This is a genomic window from Roseicyclus sp. (genome assembly GCF_965662675.1).
Classification (GTDB): domain Bacteria; phylum Pseudomonadota; class Alphaproteobacteria; order Rhodobacterales; family Rhodobacteraceae; genus Roseicyclus.
Genome location: NZ_CBFIIK010000052.1, coordinates 1 through 16,879, shown reverse-complemented (window position 1 = coordinate 16,879; position 16,879 = coordinate 1). Strand labels below are relative to the sequence as shown.

The window sequence follows — 16,879 nt, the reverse complement described above, 5'->3', positions numbered from 1 at the left end:
AAATATCGTCATTTGCGTGACACGGAAATTCAGTCATTCTGTTGACTATGAGCGCGCAATCCGTTTGTTGGGCATCACCATCCTACGATCCGTCGAAAGGGACATGTCGATGCCGAAGTTCCTCTTCATCTATCATGCCGAACCTGATTTCACCCCGCCCACCACCGAAGCGGGGGGGCAGGCCGAGATGGCCGCATGGGGTGCCTGGATGGAAGCGATTGGCCCTGCGATGCTCGATGCGGGCGAACCTGTTGGCAAATCGCGCAAAGTCTCCGCCGCCGGGGTCAGCGATGTTGTCGAAAACCCCTCATTCGGTTGGTCGATCATTGAAGCGGCCGATATGGATGCAGCCTGCGCAATGGCCGCCGGCAACCCGATGGTCGCAGGCGGCGGCCATGTCGAAGTGGCTGAAATCATGCCGCTGGAGATGTAGCGCCGCCATCGCCCTGTCGGGTCGTCGCGATCGGATGCTCAGGGCCGGATCGTTCCGTCGCCGGTTACCAGATATTTGAACGAAGTCAGCTGTTCGGCCCCCACGGGTCCGCGGGCATGCAGCTTGCCCGTGGCGATGCCGATCTCGCCGCCCATGCCGAACTCGCCCCCATCGGCGAATTGGGTCGAGGCGTTGTGCATCAAGATCGCGCTATCGAGCTGGGAGAAGAACTGTGCCGCCGCCCCCTCATCCTCGGTCAGGATGCTTTCGGTATGGTGTGAGCCATATTGGCGGATATGGGCGATGGCGGCATCGATATCATCGACCACGCGCGCGGCGATGATCATGTCGAGAAATTCGTGGCCCCAATCGGCCTCGGTCGCAGGCACGACACCGGGCAGGGATTGGAGCGTGGCACAGCCCCGCACCTCGACACCCGCGGCCACAAGCGCCGCGATCACGTCCTTGCCGATCGTTTCGGTCAGATCGCGGTGGATGAGCAGACATTCCGCCGCCCCGCAAATCCCCGTACGCCGGGTCTTGGCGTTGAGCGTCACGCGAAGCGCCTTCTCCGCATCAGCGGCGGCGTCGATATAGACATGGCAAATGCCCTCGAGATGGGCGAAGACCGGCACGCGCGCCTCGGCCTGGACCAGACCGACAAGCCCCTTGCCGCCGCGCGGCACGATCACATCGACGAATTCGGTCATCGTCAAAAGCGCGCGCACCGCCGCACGGTCGCGCGTCGGCACAAGCTGGACCGCATCTTCGGGCAAACCAGCGGCCAAAAGCCCCGCGCGCAAGCAATCGACCAGCGCACTCGAGGAATGGAGGCTTTCCGAGCCACCGCGCAGGATCACCGCATTGCCCGATTTCAGGCAAAGCGCGCCCGCATCGGCGGTGACATTGGGGCGGCTTTCATAGATCACCCCGATGACACCCAAGGGCGTGCGCACCCGCGCGATATGTAGCCCATTGGGCCTGTCCCATTGCGCGATCACGGCTCCGACCGGGTCATCTTGGGCCGCGACAGCACGCAGACCGGCTGCGATGGCGTCAAGCCGCGCCGGTGTCAATTCCAACCGGTCCAGCATCGCCTCCGACAGCCCCTTTTGGCGACCAAAGGCCATATCCTGTGAATTTGCGGCCAGAATATCTGTCGCGCGCGCGCCGATCAGGCGCGCCGCTTCGTCAAGCGCGCGGCGCTTATCATCGGCGCTGCTTGTGGCAAGGATCGCGGCGGCCGCCTTTGCACGCGCGCCGATTTCCGCCATCATGCGGGCGATATCATCGGTGCTGTCGTGGGTCAGATCCTGCATCGCTTCGGCCTTTTCGCGGGTTGAGGGTTCAAGATATGCGTATTTCCAGAAAGGTGAAACCCATGGTGCTGCGGCTCATCGGGTCGGCGCCTCGGCCCGGTCGGTCAGGCTGTAGTCACGATTGATGGCAAAGATCCGTAGATCGCACGCGCCTTGATCCATTGCGCGTTGGGCAAGATCCAAAGCATCCGTACGGCGACGATCACCCGCCAAGGCCACGCAATTTCCGGGATGGTTGACGCTTTCATAAAGCCGTGCGCCGGGAAGATCCAAGCCGGCATGCGCATCCCCATAGGCGACCACCAATAGCCGCCCATCGGGCAGGTCGCGATCGGGTGCGGCTGCGTCTTGCGTCAGATGCAGCACCATTTCGCCCACGCGGATGCGGTAGCCGTCGAAATGGATGCGCCGCCCGGCCGCCTGGCTGGCGCGATGGGTGCTATCGGCGCGCCACCGCGCGATGGCCGTCTCATCAGCCCAAAGCTGATGCGACAAGAGCGCGCCGCTGTCCTCGCGTGGTTGATAGCGATCGAGGAAAACCAACCCCTCATGCGCCGCCAAGATCGGCTTGAGCCGGTTCACATGCTCGAAATAATGCGGCATATGCCCAGGCTTGGGTTGCACGTCGAAGAAAAGCCCATGCATGCCCCGCCCCCTCAGACCGCCATGTCATCGCGATGGACGAGGGCGGCGCGTCCGGGATAGCCCAATATCGCAGCGATCTCGTCCGAGCGGTGGCCCGCGATGGCGCGGGTTTCCTCTGCGGTGTAGCGGCACAGACCCAGCCCCAACCGTGCGCCATCCGGCCCCTCGAGCGCGACCGGATCGCCGCGGTGGAAATCCCCCGTCACATCGGTGACGCCGGCGGGCAAGAGCGAGCTGCCCCGCGCCAGCGCCGCCGCCGCCCCCGTATCAAGTCGCAGCATGCCCTTTGGCTTCATCGCCGAGATCCAGCGCTTGCGCGCGGTCTGCGGATCGAGCGTGGCGGTGAACCATGTCACCCGCGCACCTTGCGACATGGCCCGCAGCGGGTTCATCTCGCCCCCTTGGGCGATCGCCATGGCACAACCCGAGGCCGTCGCGGTGCGCGCGGCCATCAGCTTGGTCTTCATGCCGCCCTTCGACAGACCGGTCCCGGCATCACCCGCCATAGCCGCAATCTCGGGCGTGATGCTGTCCACGACAGGCAGATGGCGTGCGCTCGCATCCTCGCGCGGGTTGGCGGTGTAGAGCCCGTCGATATCTGACAAGAGCACGCAGATATCGGCACCAGCCATCACCGCCACATTCGCGGCCAGCCGGTCATTGTCGCCATAGCGGATCTCATCGGTGGCGATGGTGTCGTTCTCGTTCACGATCGGCACCGCGCCGCGCGACAAAAGCGCAGCAAAGGTCGCACGCGTGTTCAGATAGCGGCGGCGATCGGCGCTGTCATCGAGGGTGAGCAAGATCTGCGCGGTCACGATCCCATGGGGGGCCAGCGCCTCTTCATAAGCGCGGGCAAGACGGATCTGGCCCACAGCCGCCGCCGCCTGCGCCTCGTCCAGCGACAATGCCCCTTGGCCCAAGGCAAGCGCGCCGCGCCCCAAGGCGATAGAACCGGAAGAAACCAAGATCACATCCATACCGCGCGCTTTCAAGGCCGCGACATCCTCGGCCAGCGCATGCAACCATGCCTCGCGCAGCGCACCTGTCTGTTGATCGACCAAGAGCGCCGAGCCGATTTTCACCACAAGCCTGCGCGCTTGATCCAAGACGGGCAGATCGGTCTCGATCAGGGTCGCCAAGGCGCGACCTCCTCGCGACCGGCACGCATGCGCAGCCGCCCCGCATCGATGCGTGCGCGCAAGGCGCGCAGTGCCTCGGTCACGCCGGTGCGCGCCACGCCAGACATCAGCATCACATCACCGCCCGAGACTGCGCGCAGCGCTGCGGCTTTCTCGGCAATCTCTTCGTCGCTCAGCGCGTCGATCTTGTTGAGTGCCGTGATGCGCGGTTTTTCGGCCAGCTCCCCGCCATAAGCCTCCAACTCGCCGATGATCACTTCGTAATCGGCCGCGACATCCTCGGCGGTGCCATCGACCAAATGCAACAGCACCGCGCAGCGCTCCACATGGCCCAAGAACAAATCGCCAAGCCCGCGCCCCTCATGCGCGCCCTCGATCAGGCCGGGGATATCGGCAATGACGAACTCGGCATTATCGACACCCACAACGCCGAGATTGGGATGCAGCGTGGTAAAGGGGTAATCGGCGATCTTGGGCCGCGCATTGGAGGTTGCGGCCAAGAAAGTGGATTTTCCGGCATTTGGCAGGCCCAAAAGCCCCACATCGGCGATCAGCTTGAGGCGGAGCCAAATCGTACGCTCGACCCCCTCTTGGCCCGGATTTGCCCGACGCGGGGCTTGGTTCGTCGCGGTCTTGAAACGCAGATTGCCCCAGCCGCCATTGCCGCCTTGCGCCAAGAGCACCCTTTGGCCGACCTCTGTCAGATCGGCGATCACGGTCTCTTCGTCTTCGTCGAGGATCTCGGTGCCCGCCGGCACACGCAGCACGATATCGTCGCCATCCGCACCCGTGCGTTGCCGCCCCATGCCCGGAATGCCGTTCTTGGCAAAGAAATGCTGCTGGTAGCGAAAATCGATCAGCGTGTTCAACCCATCGACCGCCACGGCCCAGACATCGCCGCCACGTCCGCCATCGCCGCCATCAGGCCCCCCATGTTCGACGAATTTCTCGCGCCGGAACGAGACGCATCCGCCACCGCCCGAGCCGGAGCGGATATAAACCTTGGCGAGGTCCAGGAATTTCATTCTAACACCGACCGCGCCGGTCACCCGGTCCGCGCCTTCTTCGTTTCATAAATATCCTGCGGGGGTCCGGGGGTGCAAAACCCCCGGCGCGTGCCGCAAGCCCGTCATTACGCCTTTATGCGAGGCGTTTCAAATAGGTCCATGTCGCAACCTTGGCCCCCCGCGCGACCGAGAATGCCTCTGCATCGCCCAGATAGTCGAACCCCGCATTGGTCAGCACACGGGCAGAGCCGGGATTGTCCTGAAAGACACTGGCAAAAATGGTCTGGCTCGCCAGTGGATTTGCCGCGATCAGCGCGCGCACCGCCTCGGAGGCAAAGCCCGTGTTCCACATGGTCGGGGCGACCCAAAAGGCGATCTCGGTCTGGTCGCGGTCCAGCTGGGTCAGCGTGATCAGTCCGACAAACTCCGCCCCTCCGGTCTCGGCGGCATCCATCGCCCAGATGAACATGTCGCGATCGGCCCGCAAGGCTTGCCCGATCAAGGTCTCGGCCGCGCCGGGGGGATAGGGGTGAGGAATGTTGGTGGTCATTTCGGCCACGCGCCGATCCCCGGCATAGAGCCGCATCAGCCCCGCATCGGCATTGCGCAAGGGGCGCAACAGCATCCGCGCCGTCTCGATCACGGGCTGTGCGATAATCGTTTCCTGTTTCATCCCTGCAAGTCCTCCACCCTAAAAAACCGTCCGCCCCATCCCGATCAGGTGGGATGTGCGCAGCAATCGCACAAGACTGTGACCGAAAAGCGAAAGGGGCCGGCGATCGCGCCGGCCCCTCGAAACATTTTCCCGTCTCGGGCTACGGCGCTACTCTGCGGCCTCGGCCGCCGGGAGTACCGATACGAAGGTGCGGCCCTTGAGGCCCTTGGCGAAAGAGACATGACCCTCGACAACTGCGAAGATCGTGTGGTCCTTGCCAAGGCCAACACCGGCACCGGGGTGCCATTTGGTGCCGCGCTGACGCAAAATGATGTTGCCCGGAATGACGGCTTCGCCACCGAACTTCTTCACGCCCAGACGACGACCCGCGCTATCGCGACCGTTACGGGAGCTACCACCAGCTTTTTTATGTGCCATTTCGTCTCTCTCCTCAGCCTGCGATCAGCGCTTTGGCTTGATCGACCCAGCCTTCACGCTCGATCCGGCCCTTGAAGTTCAGCTTTTCATCGAATGCCGCGATATCGTCCGCGCCCCAAGCTGCGATCTGCGCGAAGCTGGTGACACCGGCCTCGTTCAGCTTCTTTTCGAGCGCCGGGCCGACGCCCGACAGCTTCTTGAGGTCGTCATTGCCGGCAACCGCTGCCTTGGCGGCTTTGGGCGCTGCGGCCTTTGGCGCTGCCGCCTTGGGTTCCGCTGCGGCCTTGGGTGCGGCGGCGGCCTTGGCGGCCACCTTGGGTGCGGCACCCTTGTTGGACGCGGGCGCCATCGCGGCCTTGTCGGCGGCCGACAACGAACCGGTGCCGATCGCGGCCTTCACGCCGGTCTTGTCAGCGCCGGAGGCCAAGATCTCGGTCACGCGGATCAGCGTCAGCTTTTGACGGTGGCCCTTGGTGCGCTGCGAGGAGTGCTTACGACGACGCTTCACATAGTGAATGAGCTTTTCGCCCTTGATCTGATCGATCACGGTCGCCTGAACGGCCGCGCCCGTGATCATCGGGCTGCCGACGCTGGGCTTGTCGCCGCCGAGCATCAGAATGTCGTTGAATTGGACGGTTTCACCCGCCTCTGCCGCCAGCCGTTCAACGCGCAGGGTATCACCCGCCTGCACCTTGTATTGCTTGCCGCCTGTCTTGAGGACTGCGAACATCGCAATCAGTTCCTTCTTGTTTCCCGCGCCCTGTGGCCCCTGTCGTAACAGGTGTTCTTGGGGGATATCCCCGCCTCGGGCAGCGCGCCCCGGTCGGGGCGTCATGTCATCAAAATCCAAAACCGCCCTGATGGGGGCGGCGTCGGAAGCCCGCATTTGCCCCAAAGACCTAGCAGTGTCAAGCGTGCAAGGCGCTTGACGGCTCAGGTATCTTCGCCGGCCATGAACCCCGCCGCTGCGCGTCCCAGATCATGGCTGATGGCATTGAAGACCGTGTCAAAGGCCGCAAAAAGGCTGGCATTGATCGCGCGGCCCGCATCCGAACGCGACAGGTCGATATAGGCCTGTAGATCGGCATCAGACAAATCCTCGTAGGCCAGCGTCTGATAGGCAAACAGCCATTGCACGGTTTCGGCCCGGATCTCGGGTTCTTGACCCCAAACTTGCGCCAGCATCATTTCTTCGGGAATGGGCGCGGCAAAGGCGCCGCCATCCGACAATCCGCGGAAAAAGGCGAAGTTCGAATTGAGCGCGCCCGATACATTCCGCTCGACCAGATCGTTGACGAGGTTGAATTCGGTCAGCTGCGCGATGCGGGGATGGTTTTGCGCCGCGCGATCCTCGGCCAGATCGGTGGCGATCTGCTCGACCTCGGGATCGAGAAAGGCCTGCCGCGCGGCAGTTTCACCTGCCGCGATGCGCGCGCCCAGATCGCTTTCGAAAAACCCGCGCAAGGCCGCGATGTGGGCGTCGGACAAAAGCGCGACAGGCAAGGCCGCTTCGAATGCAGCGGTCATCTTGTCGGTGGCGTAGATGCTGGCCACGGTCGCCATCCATGCCGCCCCACCCTGCCCCGGAAACATATCCGCCTCGAGGTCAGGGGCCGAGTCGCGCCCTTCGGCTGCCATGATCGCCAAGATATCATAAAGTCCCATGGCCGCGAGCAGCGCGCGCAATTCGGAGGCGGGCACCGCGTCTTGTGGGGTTGTCTGCGCCTGCATCGACGGCGGCGCGCTCTGGGCCAGGCCCGCCTGACCCGTCAGTGACACGCTCGCGATGGCAAGGGCAAGAAAAGGTCGGCGCAGCATGGCAAAACTCCGGCGCAATGGGATGGTTGCGTGTAAATGAGTGCGCGGTGGGCCGATTTCCACCACTTCCACGATGATTTGACCACGGCTTTGTCAATCGGGCACGTTTGGCGGCGAGGTTACGCCCATTGCCCCCTTGCGCAGCTACGCCATGCCAGCTAAATCCCCGCCCACTGACCCTGACCCAAAGCGCGGAGAGGTGCCGGAGTGGTCGAACGGGGCGGTCTCGAAAACCGTTGTGGGGGTGACTCCACCCAGGGTTCGAATCCCTGTCTCTCCGCCACTTTGGGGCTTTGCCATATCGCAACGCCGGTGCGCTGAAATACTGCTCAATCAAACCGGATGCGATTTGACCTGAGTTGGTGACTGATTGTTTTACCTAAGACAGACTTAAACATAGTTTGGTCCTCTCTGTGCCTTGTCAGCGCCGTGATGGACCCTGAGATTTGTGTGATAAATTAAGGCGCTTACGCACATCACGCGCCCTTTAGTGAAAAGCTGACAACTAAGGATTTCTGTTGACTGTCGGCAAAATACGCAAGAACGCAGAATGCTCGTCCTGATCATCGATCAATCACTGACATTGGCCTACGCATCCACCGATGCGACAGCCGCTTTCGCGCCGCTACAAGATGCGCTGCAAAGCCCGATTTCGGAATGTTCGGCGTTGCTGGCGACCGATCCGGAGCTGATACGGGCATGTCGATCGGTTTTGGACGGCATGCCATGCACACCGGTGACGCTGTATGGTGTCGATGGCAAGCAGTACCTGCGGCGCATGGATCTACGCCGCATCACGGACCGCGTGCCCGAGGTGATCGTCACCTATGAACCCGACCCTGATCTGACCCGCGCCACACTGCATGAAATGCGCACCCGCCTTGCCACCGCGATGGAGGCCGCAACGGATGCCTACGGTATTTACGATGCCTCCGACCATCTCGTTCTGTGCAACCCGACCTATGCCAATCTCTATCCCGGTCCCGAAGGCCCGCTGACCCTTGGCATGAGCTTTGACGCGGTGCTTCGTCGTTTCATCGCGCATGGTGGTATCGCCCTTGCCCCCGAGGCCGTCGACACCTGGATCGCCAAGCGCAAGGCAGAACGCACCAACCCCTATCATGTCTCCGAATTCCGTGTGCCCGATGGCCGCTTCTTCCGATTGATCGAGCGCGACACCCTTGATGGTGGGCGTTTGCGGCAAATGGTTGATTTGACCACCCTGCGCGAAGCCGAGCGCGACCTGCATGATGTGGTGATCGGCGCGCAAGTCGGCACATGGTCGTTCGACATCGCAAAAGGCAGCTTGCGGATCAATCGGCTTTTCGCCGCGTTGCTGGGCTATGAGCTTGCGGATCTGACCCCTTTCAGCTTCGCGCGTTGGCAAACGTTGATGCATCCAAAAGACAGGCCTGTCTTCGAACGCGCGCTAGAGGCGGTGCTGCGCGGCGAGAAACGCCGTTTCGACACCGAATTGCGCCTGCGCAATCATGCGGGCGAATGGACATGGTGCGCCTTGCATGGGGGTGTCGCCGATCAAAGAGGTAACGACGATCCCGCGCGGATTTCTGGCGTCTTGCTTGATATCTCCTCGCAACAAGCGCTTGAAACGGAATTGATCCGCCGCGATGCCGCGATCACCGCCACGGGCGAGGGTCTTTGTATCACCAATGAGAAAGGGCAGATTGTCGACGCCAACCCCGCTCTTACACGCATGTTGGGCCATGTCACACCGCGCGATCTGATCGGCAACCATTGGCCGTCGCTTTTCGCGCCCGAAGCGATCGCGCATTTGTATGAGTTCGGTTTGGAACTATTGCACAATAGCGGCGAGTGGCACGGCGAAGCCGTGATGCGGCGCAAGGATGGCAGCGATCTCGAGGCGGAACTCCGCCTGACCGAAATGCCGGATCAAAGCGTGATCTGGATCTGTCGCGATGTCACGGCGCACAACAAGACCGAGCGCGAATTGCTGGCCATGCGCGACAATGTCCAGCGCGCCCAACGTCAGGAAAGCGTGAACCTGATCGCGGCGGGCTTTACCCATGATCTGACCAATCTGGTCGCCCTCGTCTCACATTTGTCCGACCCCGCCACGCAAGGGCATTTCGACAAACAGGGCGATGTGCTGGAGGAAATCCATTTCGCGGCCCGACAGATGGTGGCGCTGCTTGATCCGATCCGACAGCTTGGTCGCCGACAATCGCAGTGCAGCGAAATCGATCTGGGCGAACTGCTTGCCGAGGCCGTGGCCATCTTGCGTATCGGTGCGCCGCTTAGTCTGCGGATCATGACCGAGGTCGGTGATCATGGCCTCAAGGTGATGGGCGACCGGATGCGGCTGATGCAGGTGTTGCTCAACCTCGGCCTCAATGCCCGCGAGGCGGTCGGTGACGGGGCGCAAAGCATTACCTTGTCGCTCAGCCGTGCCTCGGCCATCCCGACGGGGGCGAAGCTGGAAACCGGCGTGATCCCCAGCGCACCCTTTGCGCTTTTCGCCATCGCCGATACCGGCCCCGGCATGGAACATGCGACGCGTGCCAAGATATGGGAGCCGTATTTCACCACCAAGACACTCAGCGGTACGGGGCTTGGCCTTTTCGTTGTCGCCGATATCGTGCGCGCGGCCGGCGGTGGCATCGCGCTGGAGACAGCCGCGGGTAAGGGAACAACTTTCTATATCGCATGGCCGTTGGACCAAGGGGCTTGAGGCCGACGCCCATGACTGGCTATCTTTCGACAAATGGTATGGCGCTTTCGCCCCCGACCGAAAAGGACGCATCGTGATGCTCGATACCTCGCCCCGCGACACGGCCGTCGATCTCGCTCGCAACCTTGCGGGTGATGACGCCTTTCGCGCCGCTTTGGCCGATCTGATCGCCTTTCCGACGGATGCCAGCGATCCCGACGCGCCGCGACACGCCTATCTCGCCCATGTTGCCCAAGGTTTCGCGGCCATGGGCTTCGAGATGCAGGGCTTTACCTCGGACGGGCACCCCTTCCTTTTGGTCAGCCGTATCGAGGACACGACCCGGCCAACCGTTTTGGGCTATGCGCATGGCGACACCGTCCCCGGCATGGCGGGGCGTTGGGCCGATGGGCGCGATCCTTGGGTGCTTGGCGTCGCGCAAGACAGCGGCCTTTGGTACGGGCGCGGCATCGCCGACAACAAGGGGCAGATGCTCGTCAACATGACCGCGATGCAGGCCGTGATCGCCGCGCGGGGATCGCTTGGCTTCAATGCGCATATCTTGATCGAGATGGGCGAAGAGATCGGCTCACCAGGCCTGCGCAAGGTCTGCGAAAAGTTGAAGTCCCGCCTCAAGGCCGATCTGCTGATCGCTTCCGACGGGCCGCGCATCGATGCGGCGACACCGACGTTGTTCCTCGGCGCAAGGGGCGGTGCGAGCTTTCGGTTGCAGCTGCGCCGTCGGATGGGCGGCCGCCATTCGGGCAATTTCGGGGGGGCGTTGAAAAACCCCGCGCTCGAACTTGCCCATGCGCTGGCCTCGATCACTGATGCGCGCGGCGCATTGCAGGTTGCAGGCTGGGTGCCGGAAAGCATTCCCGAGGCCGCGCGCCGCGCGCTGACCGGGCTGACCCCCGCCGGTGGAGAGGTCGATCCAGAATGGGGCGCGCCCGATCTTACCCCGGCCGAGCGCATCCATGCGTGGAACAGTGCCGAGATATTGGCCTTTTCAGCAGGTGATATCGCCCAGCCCGTCAATGCCATCCCCGATATGGCCGAGGCGGTGGTGCAGCTGCGCTATGTGCCGGGAATTGCGGATGCGGATTTGGGCGCGGCACTGCGCGCCCATCTCGATGCACATGGCCATGGCGATGTCACGATCGCGGCGCAAGGCCCGAGGTTTCGCGCCTCGGCCACGCCGGTCGATCACCCAGCGGTTGGTTTTGCCGTCGCTTCGCTTGCGCGCACCCATGGCAGCGCGCCGGTGGTGCTGCCCTCGCTCGGCGGATCACTGCCCAACGACATCTTCACCGAGGTGCTGGGCATCCCCACGATCTGGGTGCCCCATTCCTATCCGGGCTGTTCACAACACGCCCCTGACGAACACCTCCCCGCCGCCATCTTCCCCGAGGCGACAGGGCTGATGGCCGGGCTCTACTGGGATCTGGGCGCAGCATCGAAAGCGGTATTGGGCGTGGGCTGATCCACATCCGCACGCCATGCCGATAAGGCGGGGTTTTCGGCAATGGGGTCGCGCACCGGGCGTGGCGCCGCCCTGCCCCGCGCGATCGCGCGCCCGACCCGCCCCGCCAAATGCGGCGCGCGCATGTAATGCAGTTCCCGCGCCCCGAAATAAAAGCTCACGATCGCCCCCAAAAGCCACCAAAGCGGCTCAGGCACAAGCGCCAGCCCCACCATGCGCGCGCCGAAACCTTCGGGATCGACCATGGCGAAGACGAACAGCCCCAAAGTGCCAAGCGCCAGCATCGGGCGCGGCAAGCGGTTCAGACCATTGATCGCCACATCGAACCATGTGCCGCCTGTATGCGCGAATTCGGCCATCGCGGTCTCAAGCGTCGCGCGGTGGATCGCGGCGTCCAATTCGATGGCGCGGGTGGCATTGGGCACGAACACCTCCGAGACGCCTTCGGCCGCCGCCCCGATCGCCTCGGCGGCGCGCGCCACGCCCATGGCCCGCCCGATCAACCCCATGACGCCACCCTTGCGCGATGCGCCTCCTCGCTCAAATGCCAGCGCGGCGCGATGAACGCCTCGGCGCGGGTGATCCAACCGCCCTTGCCACCATCGCGGCGGCGGGCGTATTTCCGGCTGGCGGGGCGGCGGTCGGCCAAGCGGTAGTAATAATTGCGCCGCGCGATCCCGTAGGCATCGACCAGGTGATCGGGCGCCTGCGTCATCGCCCGATGGGCCGCGCGCGTCGTCAGCGGACCGATCACCCCGTCGATTGCAAGATCATGGTCCATCTCGCGCAATAATCGCTGCAAGATCCTGACCGCATTGGCGCCAGCATTGACATACATGTCGAACACGCTGGGCTGCAGCGCCGCGGGCAAACGACCGATCCCCGGACGCTCGAAATAATGCGTGATGAAAATCGCGACCGCCTGCGCGCGCGAGATGAGTTTCACATCTGCTGCATCGACATCCCCATCACCATCCAGATCCAGACCCAAGGCGCGCATCGTGTGAATGGTCACACCGAAATTGGTGGGTCCACCCGGATCATCGGGATCGTCGACATAGCCGCCCTCGCGGGCAAGGATATCTTCTGCGATGGATCGAACCGACAGCATGGGTTCGCCCCTCCATGCTCGGTTGATCATGGGGCGGGACACTCGCATGCAAGGGTGAAAAACCCGTTAACGCGTCGGTCTTTGCTTTCCAAATACTCCGGGGGGAGCGCGGCCCTCGGGGCCGTGCGGGGGGCCGCCCCCCCCTATTCGGCGGCCGCAGCCACGCCTGCCGTGCCGACGGCCAAGCGTGCCAGGATCTCGTCGCGCCGGATCGCGGCCTTATGGACATTGGCCTCTTTCACCGGGCCAAACCCTCGGATCGACAGCGGCAATTCAGCCAAGGCAAGCAAGGCGTCAGGGTCAAGATCGGCCGTTTCGGGCAGCCATTTGGCCATATCAGCCTCATATTGCGCGATCAGCGCCCGCTCCATCCGCCGCTCGGCGGTGTAGCCGAAGGGATTCAGGGGCGTGCCGCGCAGCGGCTTCAGGCGCGCCAGAACCGGGTAGACCCGCGCGATCCATGCGCCGAATTCGCGCTTCTTGGGCCGCCCCGCCGCGTCCCGTCCCGGCAATAAGGGAGGGGCCAAATGATAGCTGATCTTGAAATCCCCGTCGAACTGCGCGCGCGCCTTTGCCTCGGTCTCCAGATGCAGCCGGGCAACCTCGAACTCATCCTTGTAGGACAATAGCTTGTGATAGGATTTCGCCACGGCTTCGCGCAGCACGGGGTCGCTGATGGCATCGACCACCCGCCGATAGCGCCGCGCCAGTCGGGCACTTTGATACCGGGTCAGATGCGCCGCACGATACGCGATCTTTTCCTCAAGCGACTTGGGCTTTTCCACGACCTCGGCATTGAGCAATCGCGCAGCCGATTCTTGGTTGCTCACGGCCCAGCGACCCATCTCGAAGGCTTGTTGGTTCGGCGCCACCGCCGCGCCATTCAGGGCGATGGCCTGCATGATCGCGTCATGGGTGAGCGGGATCAGCCCCATCTGCCATGCCGCGCCGAAGACCATCATATTGGAATAGATTGAATCGCCGAGCAGCACCCGCGACAGATCGGTCGCATCGAAAAGCGCAAGACGCTCTTGAAGCTTTGCTTTAAGCGCAATCTCCAAATCATTCTTTGGAATAGTGAATTCAGTGTTCCGTGTGAAATCACCAGTGATGATCTCATGCGCATTCACCACGCCGCCCGTCTGGCCCGCACGCATCAGCGACAGGCTTTTGGCCCCGCCGCTAACCACCAGATCGCCGCCGATCACGGCATGCGCCTCGCCCAAGGCAAGGCGGATCGCGGCAATCTCGTCGGGGCTTTCGGCGATGCGCAGATGAATCCAGACCGCACCCCCCTTCTGGGCCAGCCCCGCCATTTCGATCATGCCGACACCCTTGCCGTCGATCTGGGCGGCTTGGGCCATGACCGCGCCGATTGTCACCACGCCCGTGCCACCCACGCCCGTGACCAGCACGTTATGTGTACCGTCGATCTTGGGCAAAACCGGTTCAGACAGGCCAGATAAATCGACCTCGGCCGTGGCCTGTTTGCGGATCTTGGCCCCTTCCAGCGTCACGAAGCTGGGGCAGAACCCCTTGAGACAGCTGAAATCCTTGTTGCAACTTGATTGGTCGATCGCGCGCTTGCGCCCAAGCTCGGTTTCCACCGGCACGATCGAGACGCAGTTCGACTGCACCCCGCAATCGCCGCAGCCTTCGCAGACATCGGTGTTGATGAAAACGCGACGATCGGGGTCGGGGAAGCGGCCCCGCTTGCGGCGGCGACGCTTTTCGGCGGCGCATGTCTGTACATACACGATGGCCGAGACACCCTCGATCGTCTGGAAGCGCTCCTGCACCGCCATCAGATCATCACGCGGGTGTTTTTCGATACCCGCCGGAAAGGCGGACCAATCGATCTCTTCCTTGGGGTCATAGACGACGGCCAGATGACGCACACCGATGGCCAGAACCTCGGCCACGACACGCGCAGGATCTAGCGCACCGTCATTGCCCTGCCCGCCCGTCATGGCAACGGCGTCGTTGAACAGGATCTTGTAGGTGATAGAGGTTTTCGCAGCGACAGCGGCACGGATCGCCATGATGCCCGAGTGGTTATAGGTGCCCTCGCCGATATTCTGGAAGATGTGCTTGCGGGTCGAAAACGGTGCCTCGCCGATCCAATTGGCCCCTTCGCCACCCATATGGGTAAAGGCCTCGGTGCTGCGGTCCATCCACTTGACCATGAAATGGCAGCCGATGCCCGCGCCTGCGCGCGCGCCCTCGGGTACCTTGGTCGAGCTATTGTGCGGGCAGCCCGAGCAAAACCACGGCGTGCGCTGCGCCAGATCCGGGGCATTGCCACTACGCGCCACCGCATCGACATGGGCAAGGCCCGCGCGGATACGGTCGGTGCCGCGCCCCTCTTCGATCAGGATCTGGCCGAGTTTCATCGCGATATCGCCGGGATCGAGCGCGAAATGGGTTGGAAACAATACCTCGCCTTGGCTGCCTTTGCGGTGGCCGTACACGCGCCGCCCGCGCCGGTCGTCGAAGATCGCTTCCTTGACTTGGACCTCGATCAGCTTGCGCTTTTCCTCGATCACCACGATCAGCTCGAGCCCTTCGGCCCAATCGGAAAGACTTTCCGTATCAAGCGGCCACGTTTGGCCGATCTTGTAGGTGGTCACGCCAAGATCTTCGGCACTGGCCGCATCGATCCCCAGCGTGGCAAGGGCCGTCATCAGATCGAGCCAATTCTTTCCCGCCGCGACGAGGCCGATCTTGGCGCCCGCTTTGCCATGCACGCGCTGATCCATGCGATTTGCGCGGGCAAAGGCCACGGCGGCGTCACGCTTATGGGCGAAAAGACGCTCTTCTTGCGCAATCCAATGATCATCGAGCCGGATGTTCAGCCCGCCCTCGGGCATCGCGAAATCAGGCACGACAAACTGCATCCGGTCAGGGCGGCCATCGACGACAGCGGTGGCCTCGACCGTGTCCTTCATCGTCTTGAGGCCGACCCAAAGCCCGGCAAACCGGCTGAGCGCAAAGCCATAAAGCCCGTAATCGAGGATTTCCTGCACACCCGCGGGGCTGACGACGGGCATGGCGGCATCGACCATCGCCCAATCGGATTGGTGGCATACGGTCGAGCTTTCGCCCGTGTGATCATCGCCCATCGCCATGATCACGCCGCCATGGCGCGAGGAGCCCGCCATATTGACATGACGCATCACATCGCCGGAACGGTCGACACCCGGCCCCTTGCCATACCAAAGGCCGAAGACGCCATCATACTTGCCCTCGCCGTAAAGCTCGGCCCGCTGACTGCCCCAAAGGGCGGTTGCGGCCAAATCCTCGTTCAATCCGGGTTGGAACAAGATGTCGGCGGCGCCAAGATGCGATTTCGCGCGCGCCATCTGCATATCGACCGCACCAAGCGGAGAGCCACGATAGCCCGTCACAAGCCCTGCGGTATTCAGCCCGGCAGCAAGGTCGCGCGCTTTTTGCAGCAGCATCAACCGCACAAGCGCTTGTGTGCCCGTCAGCAGAACCGGCGATTTCGACAGATCGAACCGATCTTCAAGCGATACTTGCTGCACTCCCATTGCGGGCCTCCCGTGACAGCGTTGATCGTATTTTGGGCAAGCATAGGTAACAATTGCTGACCTGTCTATCCAAATTGCCACACATCGCTGGAAACACGGGGTGCTGTTACAAAAAACATAAGAAAATCCGGCACCTCCTCTTTGCAAAGGACGCATGCAGGCCCAAGATAACGATACGCAAAGGAGAGTTGTGATGGATTGGGACAAGCTCAGGATTTTTCATGCCGTCGCGGATGCGGGTAGCCTGACGCATGCGGGCGATACGCTGCACCTGTCACAATCCGCGGTCAGCCGACAGATCCGCGCCTTGGAAGAAGGTCTGAACACGACCCTGTTTCATCGCCATGCGCGGGGCTTGATCCTGACCGAGCAGGGCGAGCTTTTGTTCGATGCGACAAAGCACATGTCCAAACGCCTCGATGCCGCCGCCGCGCGCATCCGCGACAGCGAGGAAGAAGTCTTTGGCGAGTTGCGCGTGACCACGACCATCGCGTTCGGATCACTTTGGCTCGCCCCGCGCCTGCCCGCGCTTTACGAGAAATATCCCGACCTCAAGATCGATCTGATGCTCGAGGAACGCCTGCTCGA

General features: G+C 62.7%; 15 protein-coding genes and 1 tRNA gene. 5 read left to right on the top strand and 11 right to left on the bottom strand.

Annotated elements, in window-relative coordinates; all coding sequences use genetic code 11:
- Nucleotides 1-109: 109 nt before the first annotated feature.
- Nucleotides 110-433: a YciI family protein gene (locus ACTG4J_RS09305; RefSeq protein WP_439138945.1), complete on the top strand. Its 324-nt coding sequence runs from the start codon at nucleotides 110-112 to the stop codon at nucleotides 431-433.
- 38 nt (nucleotides 434-471) lie between these two features.
- Here the strand turns inward: ACTG4J_RS09305 and ACTG4J_RS09300 are convergent, their stop codons facing one another.
- The 8 genes from ACTG4J_RS09300 to ACTG4J_RS09265 form a co-directional block, all read right to left on the bottom strand.
- On the bottom strand, nucleotides 472-1,752 hold the full coding sequence (locus ACTG4J_RS09300) for a glutamate-5-semialdehyde dehydrogenase (RefSeq protein WP_439138943.1): 1,281 nt from the start codon (nucleotides 1,750-1,752) through the stop codon (nucleotides 472-474).
- A gap of 75 nt (nucleotides 1,753-1,827) precedes the next feature.
- A complete protein-coding gene (locus tag ACTG4J_RS09295; protein ID WP_439138942.1) occupies nucleotides 1,828-2,397 on the bottom strand; it encodes an antibiotic biosynthesis monooxygenase family protein in 570 nt (189 codons plus the stop codon).
- A gap of 11 nt (nucleotides 2,398-2,408) precedes the next feature.
- A complete protein-coding gene (gene proB / locus ACTG4J_RS09290) occupies nucleotides 2,409-3,515 on the bottom strand; it encodes a glutamate 5-kinase (RefSeq protein WP_439138949.1) in 1,107 nt (368 codons plus the stop codon).
- Between the two features lie 11 nt (nucleotides 3,516-3,526).
- Complete coding sequence (gene obgE / locus ACTG4J_RS09285; RefSeq protein ID WP_439138941.1) at nucleotides 3,527-4,564, bottom strand: GTPase ObgE; 1,038 nt, start codon at nucleotides 4,562-4,564, stop codon at nucleotides 3,527-3,529.
- A gap of 115 nt (nucleotides 4,565-4,679) precedes the next feature.
- On the bottom strand, nucleotides 4,680-5,219 hold the full coding sequence (locus tag ACTG4J_RS09280) for a GNAT family N-acetyltransferase (protein WP_439138939.1): 540 nt from the start codon (nucleotides 5,217-5,219) through the stop codon (nucleotides 4,680-4,682).
- 150 nt (nucleotides 5,220-5,369) lie between these two features.
- On the bottom strand, nucleotides 5,370-5,639 hold the full coding sequence (gene rpmA / locus ACTG4J_RS09275) for a 50S ribosomal protein L27 (protein WP_439138937.1): 270 nt from the start codon (nucleotides 5,637-5,639) through the stop codon (nucleotides 5,370-5,372).
- A 13-nt stretch (nucleotides 5,640-5,652) separates the two neighbouring features.
- Nucleotides 5,653-6,369, bottom strand: a complete 717-nt coding sequence (locus ACTG4J_RS09270) for a 50S ribosomal protein L21 (protein ID WP_439138935.1) — start codon at nucleotides 6,367-6,369, stop codon at nucleotides 5,653-5,655.
- Nucleotides 6,370-6,572: 203 nt separating this feature from the next.
- Nucleotides 6,573-7,457 carry a hypothetical protein gene (locus ACTG4J_RS09265; RefSeq protein WP_439138934.1) on the bottom strand — a complete coding sequence of 295 codons (885 nt, stop codon included), beginning with the start codon at nucleotides 7,455-7,457 and terminating at the stop codon, nucleotides 6,573-6,575.
- Between the two features lie 193 nt (nucleotides 7,458-7,650).
- Here ACTG4J_RS09265 and ACTG4J_RS09260 point away from each other — a divergent pair.
- The 3 genes from ACTG4J_RS09260 to ACTG4J_RS09250 all read left to right on the top strand — a co-directional run bounded on the left by ACTG4J_RS09260 (nucleotide 7,651) and on the right by ACTG4J_RS09250 (nucleotide 11,629).
- Nucleotides 7,651-7,740: transfer RNA gene (locus ACTG4J_RS09260), tRNA-Ser, on the top strand.
- Between the two features lie 267 nt (nucleotides 7,741-8,007).
- On the top strand, nucleotides 8,008-10,167 hold the full coding sequence (locus ACTG4J_RS09255) for a PAS domain S-box protein (protein WP_439138932.1): 2,160 nt from the start codon (nucleotides 8,008-8,010) through the stop codon (nucleotides 10,165-10,167).
- Between the two features lie 76 nt (nucleotides 10,168-10,243).
- Nucleotides 10,244-11,629 (top strand): M20/M25/M40 family metallo-hydrolase, encoded by a 1,386-nt coding sequence (locus ACTG4J_RS09250; RefSeq protein WP_439138931.1) that lies wholly within the window; start codon nucleotides 10,244-10,246, stop codon nucleotides 11,627-11,629.
- On the opposite strand, the gene ACTG4J_RS09245 is transcribed toward ACTG4J_RS09250, so the two are convergent.
- The 3 genes from ACTG4J_RS09245 to ACTG4J_RS09235 form a co-directional block, all read right to left on the bottom strand.
- Nucleotides 11,581-12,138, bottom strand: a complete 558-nt coding sequence (locus ACTG4J_RS09245) for a holin family protein (RefSeq protein WP_439138929.1) — start codon at nucleotides 12,136-12,138, stop codon at nucleotides 11,581-11,583. The genes ACTG4J_RS09250 and ACTG4J_RS09245 overlap by 49 nt on opposite strands.
- The gene (locus tag ACTG4J_RS09240; RefSeq protein ID WP_439138927.1) at nucleotides 12,129-12,740 is read right to left on the bottom strand and encodes a holin-associated N-acetylmuramidase; all 612 of its coding nucleotides are present in this window, start codon (nucleotides 12,738-12,740) and stop codon (nucleotides 12,129-12,131) included. The genes ACTG4J_RS09245 and ACTG4J_RS09240 overlap by 10 nt, the downstream gene beginning before the upstream one ends.
- A 143-nt stretch (nucleotides 12,741-12,883) precedes the next feature.
- Nucleotides 12,884-16,291: an indolepyruvate ferredoxin oxidoreductase family protein gene (locus tag ACTG4J_RS09235; protein WP_439138925.1), complete on the bottom strand. Its 3,408-nt coding sequence runs from the start codon at nucleotides 16,289-16,291 to the stop codon at nucleotides 12,884-12,886.
- Nucleotides 16,292-16,484: 193 nt separating this feature from the next.
- Here ACTG4J_RS09235 and ACTG4J_RS09230 point away from each other — a divergent pair.
- A partial coding sequence (locus ACTG4J_RS09230; RefSeq protein ID WP_439138947.1) for a LysR family transcriptional regulator occupies nucleotides 16,485-16,879 on the top strand: 395 nt, incomplete at its 3' end.